The 16,082-nt window shown below is 71.2% G+C and carries 18 protein-coding genes; 1 reads left to right on the forward strand and 17 read right to left on the reverse strand.

The genetic code is table 11. The annotated features are described in order from the left end of the window. Position 1 precedes the first annotated feature (1 nt). The 10 genes from EFL95_RS02310 to EFL95_RS02355 form a co-directional block, all read right to left on the reverse strand. On the reverse strand, positions 2-787 hold the full coding sequence (locus tag EFL95_RS02310) for a type III pantothenate kinase (protein ID WP_123232426.1): 786 nt from the start codon (positions 785-787) through the stop codon (positions 2-4). Then, positions 784-1,674 (reverse strand): carboxylating nicotinate-nucleotide diphosphorylase, encoded by an 891-nt coding sequence (gene nadC / locus EFL95_RS02315; protein ID WP_123232427.1) that lies wholly within the window; start codon positions 1,672-1,674, stop codon positions 784-786. Before nadC ends, EFL95_RS02310 begins: the two co-directional genes overlap by 4 nt. Next, positions 1,671-3,335: an L-aspartate oxidase gene (locus EFL95_RS02320; RefSeq protein ID WP_123232428.1), complete on the reverse strand. Its 1,665-nt coding sequence runs from the start codon at positions 3,333-3,335 to the stop codon at positions 1,671-1,673. The genes nadC and EFL95_RS02320 overlap by 4 nt, the downstream gene beginning before the upstream one ends. 9 nt (positions 3,336-3,344) lie before the next feature. After that, positions 3,345-3,767 (reverse strand): aspartate 1-decarboxylase, encoded by a 423-nt coding sequence (panD, locus tag EFL95_RS02325; RefSeq protein ID WP_123232429.1) that lies wholly within the window; start codon positions 3,765-3,767, stop codon positions 3,345-3,347. Then, positions 3,767-4,648: a pantoate--beta-alanine ligase gene (gene panC, locus EFL95_RS02330; RefSeq protein WP_123232430.1), complete on the reverse strand. Its 882-nt coding sequence runs from the start codon at positions 4,646-4,648 to the stop codon at positions 3,767-3,769. The genes panD and panC overlap by 1 nt, the downstream gene beginning before the upstream one ends. Further along, positions 4,645-5,574 (reverse strand): Rossmann-like and DUF2520 domain-containing protein, encoded by a 930-nt coding sequence (locus EFL95_RS02335; RefSeq protein WP_123232431.1) that lies wholly within the window; start codon positions 5,572-5,574, stop codon positions 4,645-4,647. Before EFL95_RS02335 ends, panC begins: the two co-directional genes overlap by 4 nt. Positions 5,575-5,696: 122 nt before the next feature. After that, positions 5,697-6,923 carry an AMP-binding protein gene (locus EFL95_RS02340; protein ID WP_123232432.1) on the reverse strand — a complete coding sequence of 409 codons (1,227 nt, stop codon included), beginning with the start codon at positions 6,921-6,923 and terminating at the stop codon, positions 5,697-5,699. A gap of 120 nt (positions 6,924-7,043) precedes the next feature. Next, positions 7,044-7,985: an ABC transporter substrate-binding protein gene (locus tag EFL95_RS02345; protein ID WP_123232433.1), complete on the reverse strand. Its 942-nt coding sequence runs from the start codon at positions 7,983-7,985 to the stop codon at positions 7,044-7,046. A gap of 137 nt (positions 7,986-8,122) precedes the next feature. Then, entirely contained in the window at positions 8,123-8,842 is a 720-nt protein-coding gene (locus EFL95_RS02350) for an ABC transporter permease (RefSeq protein WP_221176289.1), read from the reverse strand. Then, positions 8,803-9,507 (reverse strand): ABC transporter permease, encoded by a 705-nt coding sequence (locus tag EFL95_RS02355; protein WP_221176290.1) that lies wholly within the window; start codon positions 9,505-9,507, stop codon positions 8,803-8,805. The genes EFL95_RS02350 and EFL95_RS02355 overlap by 40 nt, the downstream gene beginning before the upstream one ends. A gap of 14 nt (positions 9,508-9,521) precedes the next feature. Here EFL95_RS02355 and EFL95_RS02360 point away from each other — a divergent pair, with 14 nt between their 5' ends. Continuing rightward, on the forward strand, positions 9,522-10,496 hold the full coding sequence (locus EFL95_RS02360) for an ABC transporter ATP-binding protein (protein ID WP_123232434.1): 975 nt from the start codon (positions 9,522-9,524) through the stop codon (positions 10,494-10,496). Here the strand turns inward: EFL95_RS02360 and EFL95_RS02365 are convergent, their stop codons facing one another. The 7 genes from EFL95_RS02365 to ftsH are packed head-to-tail and all read right to left on the reverse strand — an operon-like array spanning position 10,497 to position 16,051. Further along, positions 10,497-11,063, reverse strand: coding sequence for a hypothetical protein (locus EFL95_RS02365; protein WP_123232435.1), 567 nt, complete (start codon positions 11,061-11,063; stop codon positions 10,497-10,499). Positions 11,064-11,080: 17 nt separating this feature from the next. Continuing rightward, on the reverse strand, positions 11,081-11,584 hold the full coding sequence (locus EFL95_RS02370) for a DUF3180 domain-containing protein (RefSeq protein WP_183406983.1): 504 nt from the start codon (positions 11,582-11,584) through the stop codon (positions 11,081-11,083). A gap of 10 nt (positions 11,585-11,594) precedes the next feature. Beyond that, positions 11,595-12,161 (reverse strand): 2-amino-4-hydroxy-6-hydroxymethyldihydropteridine diphosphokinase, encoded by a 567-nt coding sequence (gene folK / locus EFL95_RS02375; protein ID WP_123232437.1) that lies wholly within the window; start codon positions 12,159-12,161, stop codon positions 11,595-11,597. Beyond that, positions 12,158-12,517: a dihydroneopterin aldolase gene (gene folB / locus EFL95_RS02380; RefSeq protein ID WP_123232438.1), complete on the reverse strand. Its 360-nt coding sequence runs from the start codon at positions 12,515-12,517 to the stop codon at positions 12,158-12,160. The genes folK and folB overlap by 4 nt, the downstream gene beginning before the upstream one ends. Then, entirely contained in the window at positions 12,514-13,422 is a 909-nt protein-coding gene (folP, locus tag EFL95_RS02385) for a dihydropteroate synthase (protein WP_484213806.1), read from the reverse strand. Before folP ends, folB begins: the two co-directional genes overlap by 4 nt. Before the next feature lie 11 nt (positions 13,423-13,433). Further along, positions 13,434-14,039 carry a GTP cyclohydrolase I FolE gene (gene folE, locus EFL95_RS02390; protein ID WP_221176312.1) on the reverse strand — a complete coding sequence of 202 codons (606 nt, stop codon included), beginning with the start codon at positions 14,037-14,039 and terminating at the stop codon, positions 13,434-13,436. Positions 14,040-14,041: 2 nt separating this feature from the next. After that, entirely contained in the window at positions 14,042-16,051 is a 2,010-nt protein-coding gene (ftsH, locus tag EFL95_RS02395) for an ATP-dependent zinc metalloprotease FtsH (protein WP_123232440.1), read from the reverse strand. Positions 16,052-16,082 lie beyond the last annotated feature (31 nt).

Here is a 16,082-nt window from a genome sequence, read left to right on the forward strand (position 1 = left end):
CTCACTGGTTGCGGTCGAAGACCAGCTCGAGGCCGCGCAGGGTGAGCCAGGGCTGGTGCTGGGTGATCGAGCGGCACTCGTCGACGACGACCGGGGCCAGCCCACCGGTGGCGATCACGTTCACGGTCTCGGCGGGGACGCCGAGCTCGCCGATCATCCTCTCGACGATGCCGTCGACCTGGCTGGCGAACCCGAAGACCATGCCGGACTGCAGGGCCTCGACGGTGTTCTTGGCGATCACCGTGCGCGGCTTGAGCAGCTCGACCTTGCGCAGCTGGGCACCCCTTCGGCCGAGCGCCTCGAGCGAGATGTCGATGCCGGGCGAGATCGCGCCGCCGATGTACTCGCCGCGCGGGCTGACCACGTCGAAGGTGGTCGCGGTGCCGAAATCGACGACGATCGCCGGCCCCTCGTACAGGGTGGCGGCCGCCAGGGCGTTGATCACCCGGTCCGCGCCCACCTCGCGCGGGTTGTCCATCAGGACCGGTACGCCGGTGCGGACGCCCGGCTCGACCACGACGGCCGGCACGTCGGCGAAGTGCCGGGCCAGCATGTCGCGCCACTCGTGCAATACCGCAGGGACGGTGGCGCAGACCGAGATGCCGTCCGGACGAGCACCGCCCCCGAGAGCGCTGCTGCTGTACATCAGGCCGCGGATGAGCACGTACCACTCGTCGGCGGTCCGGGTCTCCAGCGTCGAGACGCGCCAGTGGTCGCGGACGTCTCCGTCGGAGAGCAGCCCGAGCGTCGTGTGCGAGTTGCCGATGTCGGCGCAGAGCAACGTCATCCGGGGAGGTCCATCCCGAGGTCGAGCACCTTCACCGAGTGCGTCAACGCACCGACGGAGATGAAGTCCACCCCCGTCTCGGCGACCTCACGGGCACGTTCCAGGGTCATCCCTCCGGAGGCTTCGAGCACCGCGCGGCCGTCGGTCAGGGCGACCGCCTCGGCCATCATCTCGTTGCTCATGTTGTCCAGCAGCACCCGTTCGCAGCCGGCGTCGAGCAGCAGGCGGAGCTCGTCGAGGTCGGTGACCTCCACCTCCACCGGCAGGTCCGGGTACCGCGCCTTCACGGCCAGGTACGCCGGGAGCACCCCGCCGGCAGCGACGACGTGGTTGTCCTTGACCAGCGCCATGTCCGAGAGGCTGAACCGGTGGTTCACGCCGCCGCCGCAGCGCACGGCGTACTTCTGCAGTGCCCGGTAGCCCGGCAGCGTCTTGCGGGTGTCGAGCACCTTCGCCCGGGTCCCCTCCAGAGCGGCGACCCAGTGGGCCGTCGCGGTCGCGATCCCGGACAGGTGGGTGGCGTAGTTCAGCGCGGTCCGCTCGGCGATCAGCACGCCCCGGACCGGGCCGGTGATGCGCATGACGACGTCCCCGGCCCTGACCCGGCTGCCGTCGGCGATGCGGTCGGTGATCTCGACGTCGTCACCGAGCACCTCGGAGAACACCAGCGCGGCGATGGCGAGGCCGGCCACCACACCGTCCTCGCGGACGCCGAACTCCGCCGTCACCCGTACGTCGGGAAGGGTGGCCTCGCTGGTGACGTCGACGCCGGTGCCGTCCGGGGGCAGGTCCTCGGCGAGAGCGTCCGCGATCTGCGCGCGCACCCGCTCCGGGTCGAGGCCGGCTTCCTCGAGCTCGGTGTCGAGAACTTCCTTGAGATCGCTCATAGCTGTCCCTTGTCGGTGGCCTCGGAGAGGTCGAAGGTGGCGACCGGGGAGCCCTCGACCAGCACCACGTCGAAGTGCCCGGCGAAGTCGGCGTCGTCGCGCTGGCCGAAGTCCTCGCGCCAGTGCGACCCGCGCGTCTCCTGGCGCAGGGTGGCCACCTCGGTCAGAGCAGCGCTGATGGTCACCAGGTTGGTGGTCTCCCAGTCCGGCGTACCGTCCTCGCGGCCGCGGGCCGCGTAGCCGGCCAGCTCCTTGGCGGCGATCGCGAGGCCGTCGGCGCTGCGGAGCACCCCGACCCGCTCGGTCATGGTCGCCTGGAGCGCCGGGCGGACCTCGCCGACGATGACGCCGACCTGGCGCTCGTCCGCGGCCGGCTCGCGCCAGGGCCCGAGCTCCCCGGGCAGCACCTGAGCGATCCGGCGGGAGAAGACGAGGCCCTCGAGCAGTGAGTTGGAGGCGAGGCGGTTGGCGCCGTGCACGCCGGAGCAGGCGACCTCGCCGGTCGCGTACAGGCCGGGAACGGTCGACCGGCCCCACAGGTCGGTGGCGACACCGCCGGAGGCGTAGTGGCACGCGGGGGCCACCGGGATCAGATCCCTGACGGGATCGATCCCATGACTGCGCAAAGTCGCAAGGATGGTGGGGAAGCGGCGCTCCCAGAACTCCTCGGTACCTGTTTCTGGGGAGAGGTGCCGGGCGTCCAACCACATGTGCGGCTTGCCCTCCTCGAGCATCCGCCGGGTGATCGCCTTGGCGACGACGTCGCGCGGGGCGAGGTCGGCGAGCTCGTGCACGCCCTGCATGAAGCGGTTGCCCTCGAAGTCGACGAGGAACGCGCCCTCACCGCGGACCGCCTCGGAGATCAACGGCTGCTGGCCGGTCGAGTCCGGACCGAGGTACATCACGGTCGGGTGGAACTGGACGAACTCCAGGTCGCGCAGCACCGCACCCGCGCGCAGCGCCACGGCCATCCCGTCGCCGGTGGAGACCGCAGGGTTGGTGGTCTGCGCGAAGACCTGGCCGAGTCCTCCGGAGGCGAGCACCACGGCCCGGCAGTAGACCGCGCCGACGCCGTCGCGCTGACCCTCACCGATCACGTGCAGGGTCAGACCCGCGACCCCACCGTCCTCGGCCAGCAGCAGGTCGACGGCGAGGGCGTGCTCGATCACCTCGATGTCCGGGGCGGCGTGGATCGCCGCCACCAGGGCGCGCTGGATCTCGGCACCGGTGGCGTCGCCGCCGGCGTGCGCGATCCGGTCGCGGTGGTGGCCACCCTCGCGGGTCAGCGACAGCTCGCCGTCTTCCGCGTGGTCGAAGTTGGCGCCGATGGCGATCAGCTCGCGGACGGCCTCGGGGCCCTCGTTGACCAGCACCCGGACGGCCTCGAGGTCGCAGGCGCCGGCACCCGCGACCAGGGTGTCGATCTCGTGCTCGGTCGGGGTGTCCCCCGGACCGAGGGCGGCGGCGATGCCGCCCTGGGCCCACTGCGTGGATCCGGCGGAGAGCACGTCCTTGGTGACGACCAGGATCTTGTCGACCTGGCCACGCAACCGGAGTGCAGCCGTCAGACCGGCGATGCCGGTGCCGACGACCACGACGTCGGCGGTGGTCGACCAGCCGGGTTCACCGGCCGCGAGCCGCTGCGGGACGTGGACGCTCATCCGTGGAGACTAGCGGCCGGCCGCGACCAGGTCGCCGCGGAGGAGGCCGCTGCCCTCGGGCACGTCGGCCGGGTCGTTGCCGAGCGTCACGATCGTGTTGTCGGCGTCGACGAAGACGACGTGCGGCTCGTAGGTGCGGGCCTCCGCGGTCTCCATCTGCGCGTAGGCGATCAGGATGACGATGTCGCCGGGGTGCACCAGGTGCGCTGCAGCGCCGTTGATGCCGATCACGCCCGAGCCGCGCTCGCCGGCGATCGTGTACGTCTCCAGGCGGGCGCCGTTGGTGACGTCGACGATGTGCACGAGCTCGCCGGCCAGGAGGTCGGCTGCGTCGAGCAGGTCCTCGTCGACGGTGACCGATCCGACGTAGTGCAGGTCGGCCTGGGTCACGGTGGCCCGGTGGATCTTGCTCTTCATCATGGTGCGCAACATCAGTTGCCTCCTTCGGGGGTGCTGCTCGTCGACCCCAGCTCCAGGGCGACGTTGTCGATGAGTCGGGTGGCGCCCAGCCGCGCTGCGATGAGCAGCCGGGCCTCGCCGGTGGCCGGGGCGGGGCCCAGGTCCGGCGCGGTGATCTCGAGGTAGTCCAGGTCCACGCCGGCAACGCCGCGCAGCACCGCGCGAGCAGCGCCGAGTGCTGCTGCCGACCCGCGGACCGCGTCGTCCTGGGCGGCGAACAGGGCGCGCGAGAGCACCGTCGCGTTGCTGCGCTGCTCGGGGTCCAGGTAGCGGTTGCGGCTCGAGAGCGCGAGACCGTCGGGCTCGCGGACGGTCGGTGCGCCGATGACCTCGACGCCCTGGCAGAGCTCGGCCGCCATCCGGGTGATCAGCGCGAGCTGCTGGTAGTCCTTCTGACCGAAGACCGCGACGTCGGGACGGACCAGGCCGAACAGCTTGGCCACGACCGTCAGCACTCCGCGGAAGTGCGTGGGACGGACCGCGCCCTCGAGCACGGCACCGAGCGGACCCGGGTCGACGGTGACACCGCCGCCGAGGCCGGTCGGGTACATCTCCTCGACCGAGGGCGTGAAGACCACGTCGGCACCGGCCGCGGCGCAGGCCTCGAGGTCGGCGTCCAGGGTGCGCGGGTAGCGGTCCAGGTCCTCACCCGGAGCGAACTGGGTCGGGTTCACGAAGATCGAGACGACGACGGCACCGTCCGGCCCGACCTCCTCCCGGGCGCGGTGGATCAGGGCGACGTGGCCCTCGTGCAGCGCGCCCATGGTCGGCACGAAACCGACCCGGCCACCGAAGGTGGCGAGCGCACTGCTCAGGTCCGCGCGGGAATCGGCGCGGACGAGGGTGCCGTTCACTGCTTCTCGAACCACCCGGCGTCGGTCCGGCGTCCCCGGACGAGGTGCGGTTCCTCGACCCGGGCGAGAGCCTCGTCGAGGAGCCGGACGATCTTGGCCGCGCGGATCGGCAGCAACCGGCCGTCGAGGACGGCGCGGTCGGCGGTGGCCTTGGCCATCGCGACGTACGACGGGATCGTCGCCGGCGCGGTCTCGCCGATCTGCACCAGGTGGGCACGGACCGTGTTCACGTCACCGCGCACGATCGGGCCGGTCAGCGCGGCGTCGCCGGAGTTCAGCGCGTTGTCGAGAGCGGCCGAGAGCAGTGGTCGCAGGGTCGCGGCCGGGTCCTCGGCTCCCGAGGCGGCCAGCAGCTCCATCGCCTGGGCGACCAGGGTGACCAGGTGGTTGGCACCGTGCGCCAGACCGGCGTGGTACAGCGTGCGCTTGTCCTCCGGCACCCACATCGGGACGCCGCGCAGGTCGGTCACCAGGGACTCGAGCTCGGCGCGGTCGGCCTCGCCGGCGGTCACGCCGAAGACGGTCCCGGCGAGCCGGTCCAGGTCGACGACGGTGCCGGTGAAGGTCATCGCCGGGTGCATCGCGAGCGGCTTCGCGCCGATGGCGGTCGCGGCCTCGAGGACCGCGAGGCCGTGGCGGCCGCTGGTGTGGCAGACGTACTGACCGGGACGGATCGCGCCGGCGCCGACGAGCATCGTGACGACGTTCTCGAGCATGTCGTCGGGCACGGTGAGCAGCAGCAGGTCACAGGTGCGGGCCACGTCGGTCGGCTTGCCGCCCGGTACCCCGGGGAGCAGGTCGGCGATACGCGTCTTCGACGCGGTCGACTCACCGGCCGCGGAGACGATCTCGTGGCCGGCTGCGCGCAGCGCAGCGGCCAGGACAGCGCCGACCCTGCCGGCGCCAACAACCCCGATTCGGGTCATGTGGGCTCATCGCCTTTCGTTGCAGTCCCGGGCGGGTACCGCACTACTTGATGACGTAAAAAGCGTACGCCGGGCCGCTCGTTCCCGACCAGCGAACGGGTTCGTGGGCTCCATCACACGAACTAGAGGGCAGATTTGCCCGTTTCGGTGCTGTCGATCTCGTCCAGGACCGTGATCCGCCTCGGTACGCCGTACTCGGGCAGGCGGGCGGCGCACCAGCGGGTCAGCTCGGCGAGCAGCTCCGGGCTCTGCTCGAAGCCCTCGGCGAGCACCACGTCGGCGACCACGAGGCTGCCGACCAGGGGCGACTTCCGGCCGCGGACGCGAGCCCAGGCCACCGCCGGGTGCTTCTGGAGCTCGCCGCGGACCACGCCCGCCGAGACCTTGGCACCGCCGACGTTGATCTCGTCGCTGTTCACCCGGCCGGTGATCACCACGCGCGCCTCCTCGATCACCACGGCATCGCCGGTGGGGACCGCCCCCTCCAGTCCCGCTCCGTGGTGCGGCGAGGCGATCACCAGCTCGCCGTCCCGCACCGCGAGCCGCGGTCGGTCGGGGTCGTCGCGCTCGAGCCACTCCACCGGGAAGCCGGCCCGACCGTCGTGCACGACGATCGAGGCGCCGAGCTCCGAGGACGCGTAGATCCAGGAGATCCGGGCCTCCGGGAAGACGGCGCGCAGCTTGTCGAGCACCGCCTGGTCGACCGGCTCGCCACCCAGGGTGATCTGCTCGAACGGCACCTCGGCGAGCCGGTCCTTCTGCGTCATCAGGGTCTGCCGCCAGAAGGTCGGGGTGCCCGAGGCTGCGGTGACCCGGTGGCGCACGGCCGCCTCGACCCACCCGTCCAGCGAGGTCGGGTCGACGACGACGAGGTCCTGGCCGGGCGAGCCCAGCGCGAGGGTGACGACCTGCCACCAGGCGTAGGTACCGGGCGAGTACGGGCACAGCCACCGCCGGGGAGCGAGGTCACCGGACACCGTGGTGAGCGAGGCGAGGGTGTGGCCGATCCGCTTCGGTCGGCCGGTGGAACCGGAGGTGAGCAGCCACAGCCGGTCGGCCTCCGGGTCGCGCGGCGCCGTCGATGGCGTGACGGAACCGTCCTCGACGATGGCGAGCCCGGCCGCGAGCAGCTCGGCGCGCAGGTTCTCCTCCATCCGCCCCTGGGCGACCAGCACCAGCTCGGCCCCGGTCAGCGCGTGCGCCCGGGCCCAGGAGAGCGCCTCGAAGGAAGAGCCGACCACGACCGCCGCGGGCGCCGGGATCTCGCGGCCCGGGAGCTCGGACCAGATCAGTTCCGACCCGGTGGCGACGTCGATCAGCCGGTTGCTCTCGACGGCGGAGGCGCTCATGGAGCGCGAGATTACCCGCCCCCGGGACGCACCGTGCCCCCGGCCGGAGAACCGACCGGGGGCACAGTCACGGGATCAGACGAGGCCCCACCCCCGGCACGAAGGTGGAGACGGTCGCCGCTAGATGAGTCCCTTGGCCTTCAGGTAGGCGTCGGCGACGTCAGCCGCCTTCTCCCGACCCACGGAGACCTGGGTGATCATCGCTGCCAGGTCGTCGGTGGTGAGCACCTCGGACAGCGAGTTCAGTGCAGCGACCGCTTCCTGGTGGCCCTTGAGCCAGGCCGTGTTCGCGATCGGGACCAGGTTCTCGGCGTTCTGCAGACCCTTGTCGTCCTCGAGCAGGACCAGGCCGGCGCTGGCCAGGGTTCCGTCGCTGGTGCCGACCTGGCCGAGCTGGGTCGCCCCGCTCTTGAGGTCCGCCTTGGTCTCGTCGGTGCCGAAGCCGGTCGGGACCACCGAGCTGATCTTCAGGCCGTAGGTCTTCTCCAGGCCGATCTTGCAGTCCGGGCGCTTGTCGCAGTCCGGCGCGGCACCGAGCTTGATGCTCTTGCCGAGCGCGGCCAGGTCGCTGAGCGTCTTGAGGTTGTTCTCGTCGGCGAACTTCTTGGTCACCGCGAACGCGTTGGCGTCCTGCGCCTGGGCCGGCTTGAGCGGCGTCATCCCGTACTTGTTGGCGAGCTGGGTCAGCTCGAGCAGGGTGGCGGCCGCGTCGTGGGAGGCCACGACCTTGGCGTCGTCACCGTTGGCCTTGCGGTTCAGGGCCTCGGTCATCGACGACAGGTAGTCGGTCGAGACCTGCACGGTGCCCTTCTGGAGCGGGTCGAGGTAGAGGTCGCGACCGCCGAGCTCCTTCACCGAGGCGTTGAAGCCGGCGTGGTCCAGCAGGCCCTTGTAGAGCTCGGCCATGATGTCGGCCTCGGGGAACTTCTGGCCGACGATGGTCACCGACCCGAGGTCCTTCCCGGAGCTCTTGTCGTCGCTGCTGCTGCCGCACCCGGCCGCGAGCAGCGCCAACGGCACCACCAGGCCGAACGAGAGCCGTCGTACGAGCTTGTTGTTCATGTCTCCGCCTTCTGTGTCCCGCAGCCCCCACGGGTCTGCGCGTGTCCGGCAGGCCTGCTCGCATCCGGAGGGAGGACCGGCGCGCGTGCCCGCGTCCACGACCCTAGGACATGGCGCGGACAGAACCGAGGCTGAAATCAGACCGTTACCCGCGGGCGAGGGTCGACCGCCCGCTGCAGACCGAGGAAGCCGATCTCCATCAGCAGCGCGAAGAAGGCCACGATCAGGGAGCCGGAGACGACCTCGGCGGTCTGGTTGTTGGCATAGCCGCGGGTGATGATGTTGCCCAGTCCAGGCCCGGCCACCAGCGCCGCGATGGTCGCCGTGGCCCACACCTGGACGAAGGCCAGGCGCAGCCCGGAGACGATCAGCGGCGCGGCCAGCGGCAGCTCGACCCGGCGCAGCAGCGTCGTCTCGGACATCCCCATACCGCGGGCCGCCTCGACGACGTCGGGGTCGACCTCGATCATCGCCGTGTAGGTCGCGGTCACGATCGGTGGCAGGGCGAACAGCGCCAGCGTGACGAGGGTGGCCAGACCCGATCGTCCGTAAGGACCGAGGTAGGAGTTGCCGAAGACGCTGAGCGAGAACAGCGCGAGCAGCGCGACGATCGGGACCGCGCGCCCGATGTTGGTCAGGTTGATCACCAGGATCCCGCCGCGGTGCCGGTGCCCGAGCCAGAGCGCGAGCGGGAACCCGACGGCGATCGCGATCAGCACCGAGGTCAGCGTCAGCAGCACGTGCTGGCCCAGCAGCACCGGGACTCCGTAGTCGCCGTGCCAGTGCTCGGAGCTCCGGAACCAGTCGATGACGCCGTTCACGCCGCCACCGCCCGTCGGCGAGGTTTCCGCGCCCACGGCGTCAGCAGTCGCTGGCTGATCACCAGGATCACGTCGAGGGTGACCGCCAGCGCCACGCACAGCACGCTGCCGGCCAGTACCTGCGCCTTGAAGGTGGCGTCCTCGAGGATCAGGTCGCCCAGGCCGCCGTAGTCGAGGATCGACCCGACGGTGGTGAGCGCGACGGCCGAGACGGTGGCCACCCGCAGTCCCGCCATGAACGCGGGCAGCGCCAGCGGGATCTCGACCCGCAGCAGCATCCGGCGACCGTCGTAGCCGATCCCGGTCGCCGCCTCCCTGACCTCGGCCGGCACCGCGTCCAGGCCGTCCAGGATCGCGCGCACCAGGACGGTCAGCGAGTAGAGGCCCAGACCGATCAGCACCGTGCGGCGCCCCAGACCGGTGAACGGGACGAGCAACGAGAACAGCGCCAGGGAGGGGATCGAGTAGATCGCCGTGGTCGAGCCGACGATGATTCCCTCGAGCTTTCGGTAGCGTCGAGCCAGCAGCGCCAGCGGGATCGCCAGCACCAGGCCCAGGGCCACCGAGGCGACCACGATCCCCAGGTGCTGGAGGAGCGCGGACTCGAGCTCGTGGGATCGCGTGGAGTAGTACCGCCCGCAGATCCACTCGTTGCGGGTCAGGCAGTTGTCCGGGAAGGCAGGATCGGCCAGTGGGACCACGAGACGAACCTAGCGTGATCAGGCTCGAAGGTGTCGCCAAGACCTACGAGGACGGCACGGTCGCCGTCACCGGCCTGGACCTCGACGTCCCCGCGAACACCCTGGTGACGCTGGTCGGACCGTCGGGCTGCGGCAAGTCCACGATCCTGAAGATGGTCAACCGGCTGATCGAACCGACCGCGGGCCGGATCTACCTGGACGGCACCGACGTCACCGACGCCGACCCGGTCCAGCTGCGCCGCGGGATCGGCTACGTCATCCAACAGGTCGGGCTGTTCCCGCACCAGGACATCGCCACCAACGTCGCGACGGTGCCGAGCCTGCTGGGCTGGGACAAGAAGAAGGCACGCGCCCGGGCGCTCGAGCTGCTCGACCTCGTCGGCCTCGACCCGGCGCAGTTCGCCAAGCGTTACCCCCACCAGCTGTCCGGCGGCCAGCGCCAGCGGGTCGGTGTCGCGCGGGCCCTCGCCGCCGATCCACCGGTGCTGCTGATGGACGAGCCGTTCGGAGCGGTCGACCCGATCGTCCGCGCCCGGTTGCAGGACGAGTTCCTGCGGCTCCAGCGCGAGCTCGGCAAGACGGTGCTGATGGTGACCCACGACATCGACGAGGCCGTGAAGATGGGCGACCGGGTGGCGGTCCTCGCCGGCGGTGGTCGGCTGGCTCAGTACGACGCACCGGCGGCGGTGCTCGGTGCACCCGCGGACGACTTCGTCGCCGAGTTCGTCGGCGGCCGGCGCGGGGTGCGCCGGCTCTCGGTGACCAGGATCGACCCGGCCCGGCTCGAGTCGATGGACGGGATCGCGGCCGCGGACCTGGCCGGCACGCTCGACGTCGGATCCACCCTGGAGGACGCGCTGGCCCTGCTGCTGCGCGAGGACAAGGCGATGATCGGGGTCACCGACGGACCGCGGTTCCTGGGCGTGCTGACGCCGAACGGCATCCACGCGATGCTGCGCGCGGACGTGAACGCACCGCCCGCGGACTGATCAGGCGAGCTTGGCCTCTTCGGCCGCGTGCTTGCCCGCGGCCTCGGCGATCTTCTCGTCGAACGCGACCAGGTCCTCGACGATGTCCTCGGCCCGGAGCATCTCGATCGAGCGCTCCAGCTCGGCGACGCGGACCATCGCCGCTGCGTGCGCCGACTCGGCGGTCTCGGCCCGCAGCTGGGCCGCTGCGGTCTCCCGCTGCGCCTGCACCATCGCGCCCTGGTACTCGTGCAGGGTCTGGTTCGACTCCGCCAGCCGCTCGGTCATCGCGGTGGTGAACTCTGCGTGCTCGGCGGCGCGCTGGGAGAACAGGCTCTTGTAGGCGGTCGCGGTGGCGGCGCGGTCGGTCGCGTTCTCGCGACGCGACTGCAGCACCTCGGTCCACACGATCCGGACGGACGCCCACCCCAGGACCACGGCGGCCACGGCGGCTGCGGAGAGCAGCGCCGGCGACTGGGTCGGGAGAGCAGCGATGACGGCGGCCGTGGCCACCGCGAGCAGGGAGACCGCGACCGTGACGCGGACACTGCGTTGCCGACGACGCGCTGAGGTGCGGTTCCTGGCCATGCAGCCAGGGTAAGTCGCTACCGATCTGCCGGAGGGACGCGACACGCGTGCTCGAGTGCGAGCCCCGCGGCCAGCCCGAGGGCTGCTCCGACGGCCCCGAACAGCGCGCGCAGGATCATCCGGTCCGCGCTCTCGCCGTCCACCCCGAGCACCGAGACCGCGGCACCGAGGTAGCCGCCGAGCGCCAGCGCTGCGAGTCGGTCCATGGTCTTGCCGAGCACCAGCCGGGTCAGACCCTGCTGCGGGCTGAGCAGGGCCCGGTCCCGCTGCACCGTGCGCCAGGTCAGGTACGCCGTCGCGGCGGTCACCGCGACCAGGAACCAGGTCACCCCGACGGCCAGCCAGGAGATCATCGGCGTCGGGGACCCGTGCCGGATCGCGACCCCGCGGACCGCCCAACCCACGAACAGACCCACGAGGCCGAGCACCACCAGCGGGCCCGGCCCGGTCGTGCCGACGGTGCCGGTCGGCTCCGGGTCCTGCTCCGGTCGCTGGACCGGAGGCGGTACGTCGCGCGTCACGAGGGGTTGTCTACTGGACCTCGAGCGCGAGGTCGTCGCGACGCTCGACCCCGTCCCGGCCGGTCTTCTCCAGCAGCTCGGCAACGGTGCCGTAGCCGGGGATCTCGGCGTCCGGCTCCAGGTCGTGCCAGGGCACCAGCACGAACGCACGCTCGGCGGCACGCGGGTGCGGCAGCTTGAGGTGCTCGTCGTCGGCGTGCCGGTCGCCGACCACGATCAGGTCGACGTCGAGGGTCCGCGGCGCGTTGGTCTCCCCGCGCTCGCGCCCGTACGCCGCCTCGACGGCCAGGGCCCGCTCGAGCAGGGTGCGCGCGGACAGCGTGGTGTCCAGCGTGATCACCGCGTTGAGGAAGTTCTCGGACCCCTCGGGTGCGTCCACCGGCTCGGTCTCGTAGACCGCCGAGACGCCGGTGACCCAGACCTCGGGGGTGTCCGCGAGCGCGTCGACGGCGCCCTGGAGGTTGAACATCCGGTCGCCGAGGTTGGACCCCAGGGACAGCACGGCACGACGGATCGGGTGCATGTCTCCGGTGAGGGTGTCGGCGTCGATCACGGCAGGATTCGGGGACTCGGTCATGCTCGGCTCCGTCTGATCGTCAGGGCGACGTCCGAGAACGTCGTCGTTATCGGGGCGTTCGGCTTGTGCACGGTGACCTCGACCCAGTCGACGTCGGCCTTGAGGCAGACGTCGGCGATCCGCTGGGCCAGCGTCTCGATCAGGTCGACCGGGTCGTTCTCGACCGCGGTTCGGACCTCGTCGACCAGCGTTCCGTAGTCGACGGTCAGCGCCAGGTCGTCCGCAGCGGCGGCCGGCCGCGTCTCGATCCCCAGCAGCAGGTCGATCACGAAGACCTGACCGTCGCGGCGCTCGAAGTCGAACACGCCGTGGTGCGCGTGGATCTCGATGCCGCGCACCGCCAGCTGGTCAGTCACTCGATGACCCTACCCGGGGCGTCCTGGGTGCCAAACGGGCGACCCTGCCAGCGTGAGACCACCCGGAGCGCGTCCACGGTGCCGCGCACCTGGTGCACCCGGACGGCCCAGACTCCCGCCAGGCCGGCGAGCGTGCTCAGGGCCACTCCGGCGTCCTCGCGCTGGTCCACCGGGCGCGGCTCGCCCTCCGCGTCGGCCAGCAGTGAACCGAGGAAGGACTTCCGGCTCGAGCCGACCAGGACCGGGAGGCCCAGCACATCCAGCGCGTCCAGGTGCTGGAGCAGCTCCCAGTTGTGGTCGGCGGTCTTGGCGAACCCGAGACCCGGGTCGACCGCGAGGCGCTCGGGCGCGATACCGGCGGTCAGTGCCGCCTCGACCCGGGCGGAGAGCTCGGCGCAGACCTCGCCGACGACGTCGGCGTAGGTGGCGCGCTGCTGCATCTCGGTCGCGTGCGCCCGCCAGTGCATGGCCAGGTAGGCGACCTCGTGGTCGGCGGCCACCGCCAGGATCTCCGGATCGGCGAGCCCGCCGGAGACGTCGTTGACCAACCGCGCACCGGCAGCGATCGCAGCGGCGGCGACCTCGGCGCGCATGGTGTCCACCGAGACCACGGCACCCTGGGCGGCGAGCTGCTCGATCACCGGGACCACCCGGGCCAGCTCCTCGGAGACCAGCGGCCGGGTGGCGCCGGGACGCGTCGACTCGCCGCCGATGTCGACCAGGTCGGCGCCCTCGGCGATCAGGGCGAGCCCGTGGGCCACGGCACGGTCGACCTCGTCGTACCGGCCGCCGTCGGAGAACGAGTCCGGGGTCACGTTGACCACGCCCATCACCAGCGGCCGATCGGCGCGCGGCAGCCCGTCGAGGTGACGCTGGGTCAGGCTCCGGGTCAGCGGGGTGGCCACTGCGCCGCTGCTTACCGGTGGGCCGCGTTGATCAGCGCCATCGCCTCGGAGCGCGTGGCGGCGTTGTGCATGATCCCGCGGACCGCGGAGGTGATGGTGCGCGCGCCGGCCTTGCGGACGCCGCGCATCGTCATGCAGAGGTGCTCGGCCTCGATCACCACGATCACGCCGCGCGCATCCAGGATCTCCATCAGGGAGTCGGCGATCTGGGTGGTCAGCCGCTCCTGCACCTGCGGGCGCTTGGCGTAGACGTCGACCAGGCGGGCCAGCTTGGACAGCCCGGTGATCTTGCCGGACTCGGCCGGGATGTAGCCGACGTGCGCGACCCCGGTGAACGGCACCAGGTGGTGCTCGCACATCGACCAGAGCTCGATGTCGCGGACCAGGACCATCTCGTCGTGGCCGAGGTCGAACGTCGTGGTGAGCACGTCCTCGGCGGTCTTGCGCAGGCCGCCGGTCAGCTCCTCGTAGGCCCGGGCAACCCGCGCCGGGGTGTCGCGCAGACCTTCGCGGTCCGGATCCTCACCGATCGCGATCAGCAGCTCGCGGACGGCGGCGGCAGCCCGGTCGTGGTCGAACGGTCCGGCGGGCTTCCCGTCGGTGCTGACCGGTCCGATGTTCACGGGGTGTTCCCGGGGTTGGGCGCCTCCCCGAAGGAGTCGCCGTCCCCGCTCGGCGGGGTCAGGATGACGCCACCCTCCGGCTCGGGCTCGCTCGGCGCAGATCCGTTCTTCGGAACCGAGACGGCCGGGATCGAGGACGGCACCCGGTCCGGCGAGCCCGTCCAGGCGGGACGTTCCGGGCGACGGCGCAGCGGCTCGAAGACCTCGGCCACCTCGGCCTTGTCCAACGTCTCCCGCTCGAGCAGCGCGAGCACCAGGGCGTCGAGGACGTCGCGGTTCTCCTCGAGGATGTCGAAGGCCTCCTGGTGCGCAGCGGCGAGGAACTTCTTGGTCTCGTCGTCGATGATCGCGGCGACGTCCTCGGAGTAGTCCCGCTGGTGACCCATGTCGCGGCCGAGGAACGGCTCGTGGCCGTTGTCGCCGAGCTTGATCGCCCCGAGGCGCTCGGTCATGCCGTACTGGGTGACCATGGCCCGGGCCAGCGAGGTGGCCTTCTCGATGTCGTTGCCGGCGCCGGTGGTCGGGTCGTGGAAGATCAGCTCCTCCGCGGCGCGACCGCCCAGCATGTAGGCCAGCTTGTCGAGCATCTCCGAGCGGGTCTGGCTGTACTTGTCCTCGTCGGGCAGCACCATCGTGTAGCCCAGCGCACGACCGCGCGGCAGGATCGTCACCTTGTGCACCGGGTCGGTGCCCGGCAGCGCCGCGGCGACCAGGGCGTGGCCGCCCTCGTGGTACGCCGTGATGAGCTTCTCCTTCTCGCTCATCAGGCGGGTCCGCTTCTGCGGACCGGCGATGACCCGGTCGATCGCCTCGTCCATCGCGGCGGCGTCGATCAGCTTGCCGTTCTGGCGGGCGGTGAGCAGGGCTGCCTCGTTGAGCACGTTGGCCAGGTCGGCACCGGTGAAGCCCGGCGTACGGCGCGCGACGGAGAGCAGGTCCACGTCGGCGCCCATCGGCTTGCCTCGGGCGTGCACGTTGAGGATCTGCTCGCGGCCCTTGAGGTCCGGGGCGTCGACGCTGATCTGGCGGTCGAAGCGGCCCGGGCGCAGCAGCGCCGGGTCGAGGATGTCGGGGCGGTTCGTGGCCGCGATCAGGATGACCCCGCCGCGCACGTCGAAACCGTCCATCTCCACGAGCAGCTGGTTGAGGGTCTGCTCGCGCTCGTCGTGACCGCCACCCATGCCGGCACCGCGGTGGCGACCGACGGCGTCGATCTCGTCGATGAAGACGATGGCCGGGGCGTTCTCCTTGGCCTGCTCGAACAGGTCGCGCACGCGGGAGGCGCCGACACCGACGAACATCTCCACGAAGTCCGAGCCGGAGATCGAGTAGAAGGGGACACCGGCCTCGCCGGCGACCGCGCGGGCCAGCAGCGTCTTGCCGGTACCGGGCTGGCCGTAGAGCAGCACGCCCTTGGGGATCTTGGCGCCGACGGCCTGGAACTTGGCGGGCTCCTGGAGGAACTCCTTGATCTCGCCGAGCTCCTCGATGGCCTCCTCGCAGCCGGCCACGTCGGCGAAGGTGGTCTTCGGCATGTCCTTGCTGATCAGCTTGGCCTTGGACTTGGCGAACTGCATCACCCGGCCACCGCCGCCCTGCACCTGGTTCATCAGGAACAGGAAGATCAGCACGATGAAGACGAACGGGAGGATCGTCCCGAGCAGCGAGGTCAGCAGGCTGGGCTGCGGGTTCTTGCTCGTGTAGGTCCCGAGCTTGCCGTCGGCTTTCTGCTTCTCGACCAGGTCGACCAGTCCGGTCTGCTGGCCGTCGATCCAGGTCGCGACGTACTTCTTGCCGTTCTTGAGCTCGGCGCGCATCTGCTGGTCGCCGTCGACGAACGTGATCTTCTTGATGTCGCCGTTGTTGATGTGCTCGACCATGGTCGAGGTCTGGATCTCCTTGTAGCCGCCGTTGGGCAGCAGCACCTGGAGCGCCAGGATCACGACCACACCGGCCAGGGCGACCCAGAGCCAGGGACCACGCAGAATTCGCTTCACGCCCGACATACTCTCAGGTCGCCCCAGGGGGCGCGCCGGG

Source organism: Nocardioides marmorisolisilvae (assembly GCF_003725775.1).
GTDB lineage: Bacteria > Actinomycetota > Actinomycetes > Propionibacteriales > Nocardioidaceae > Marmoricola > Marmoricola marmorisolisilvae.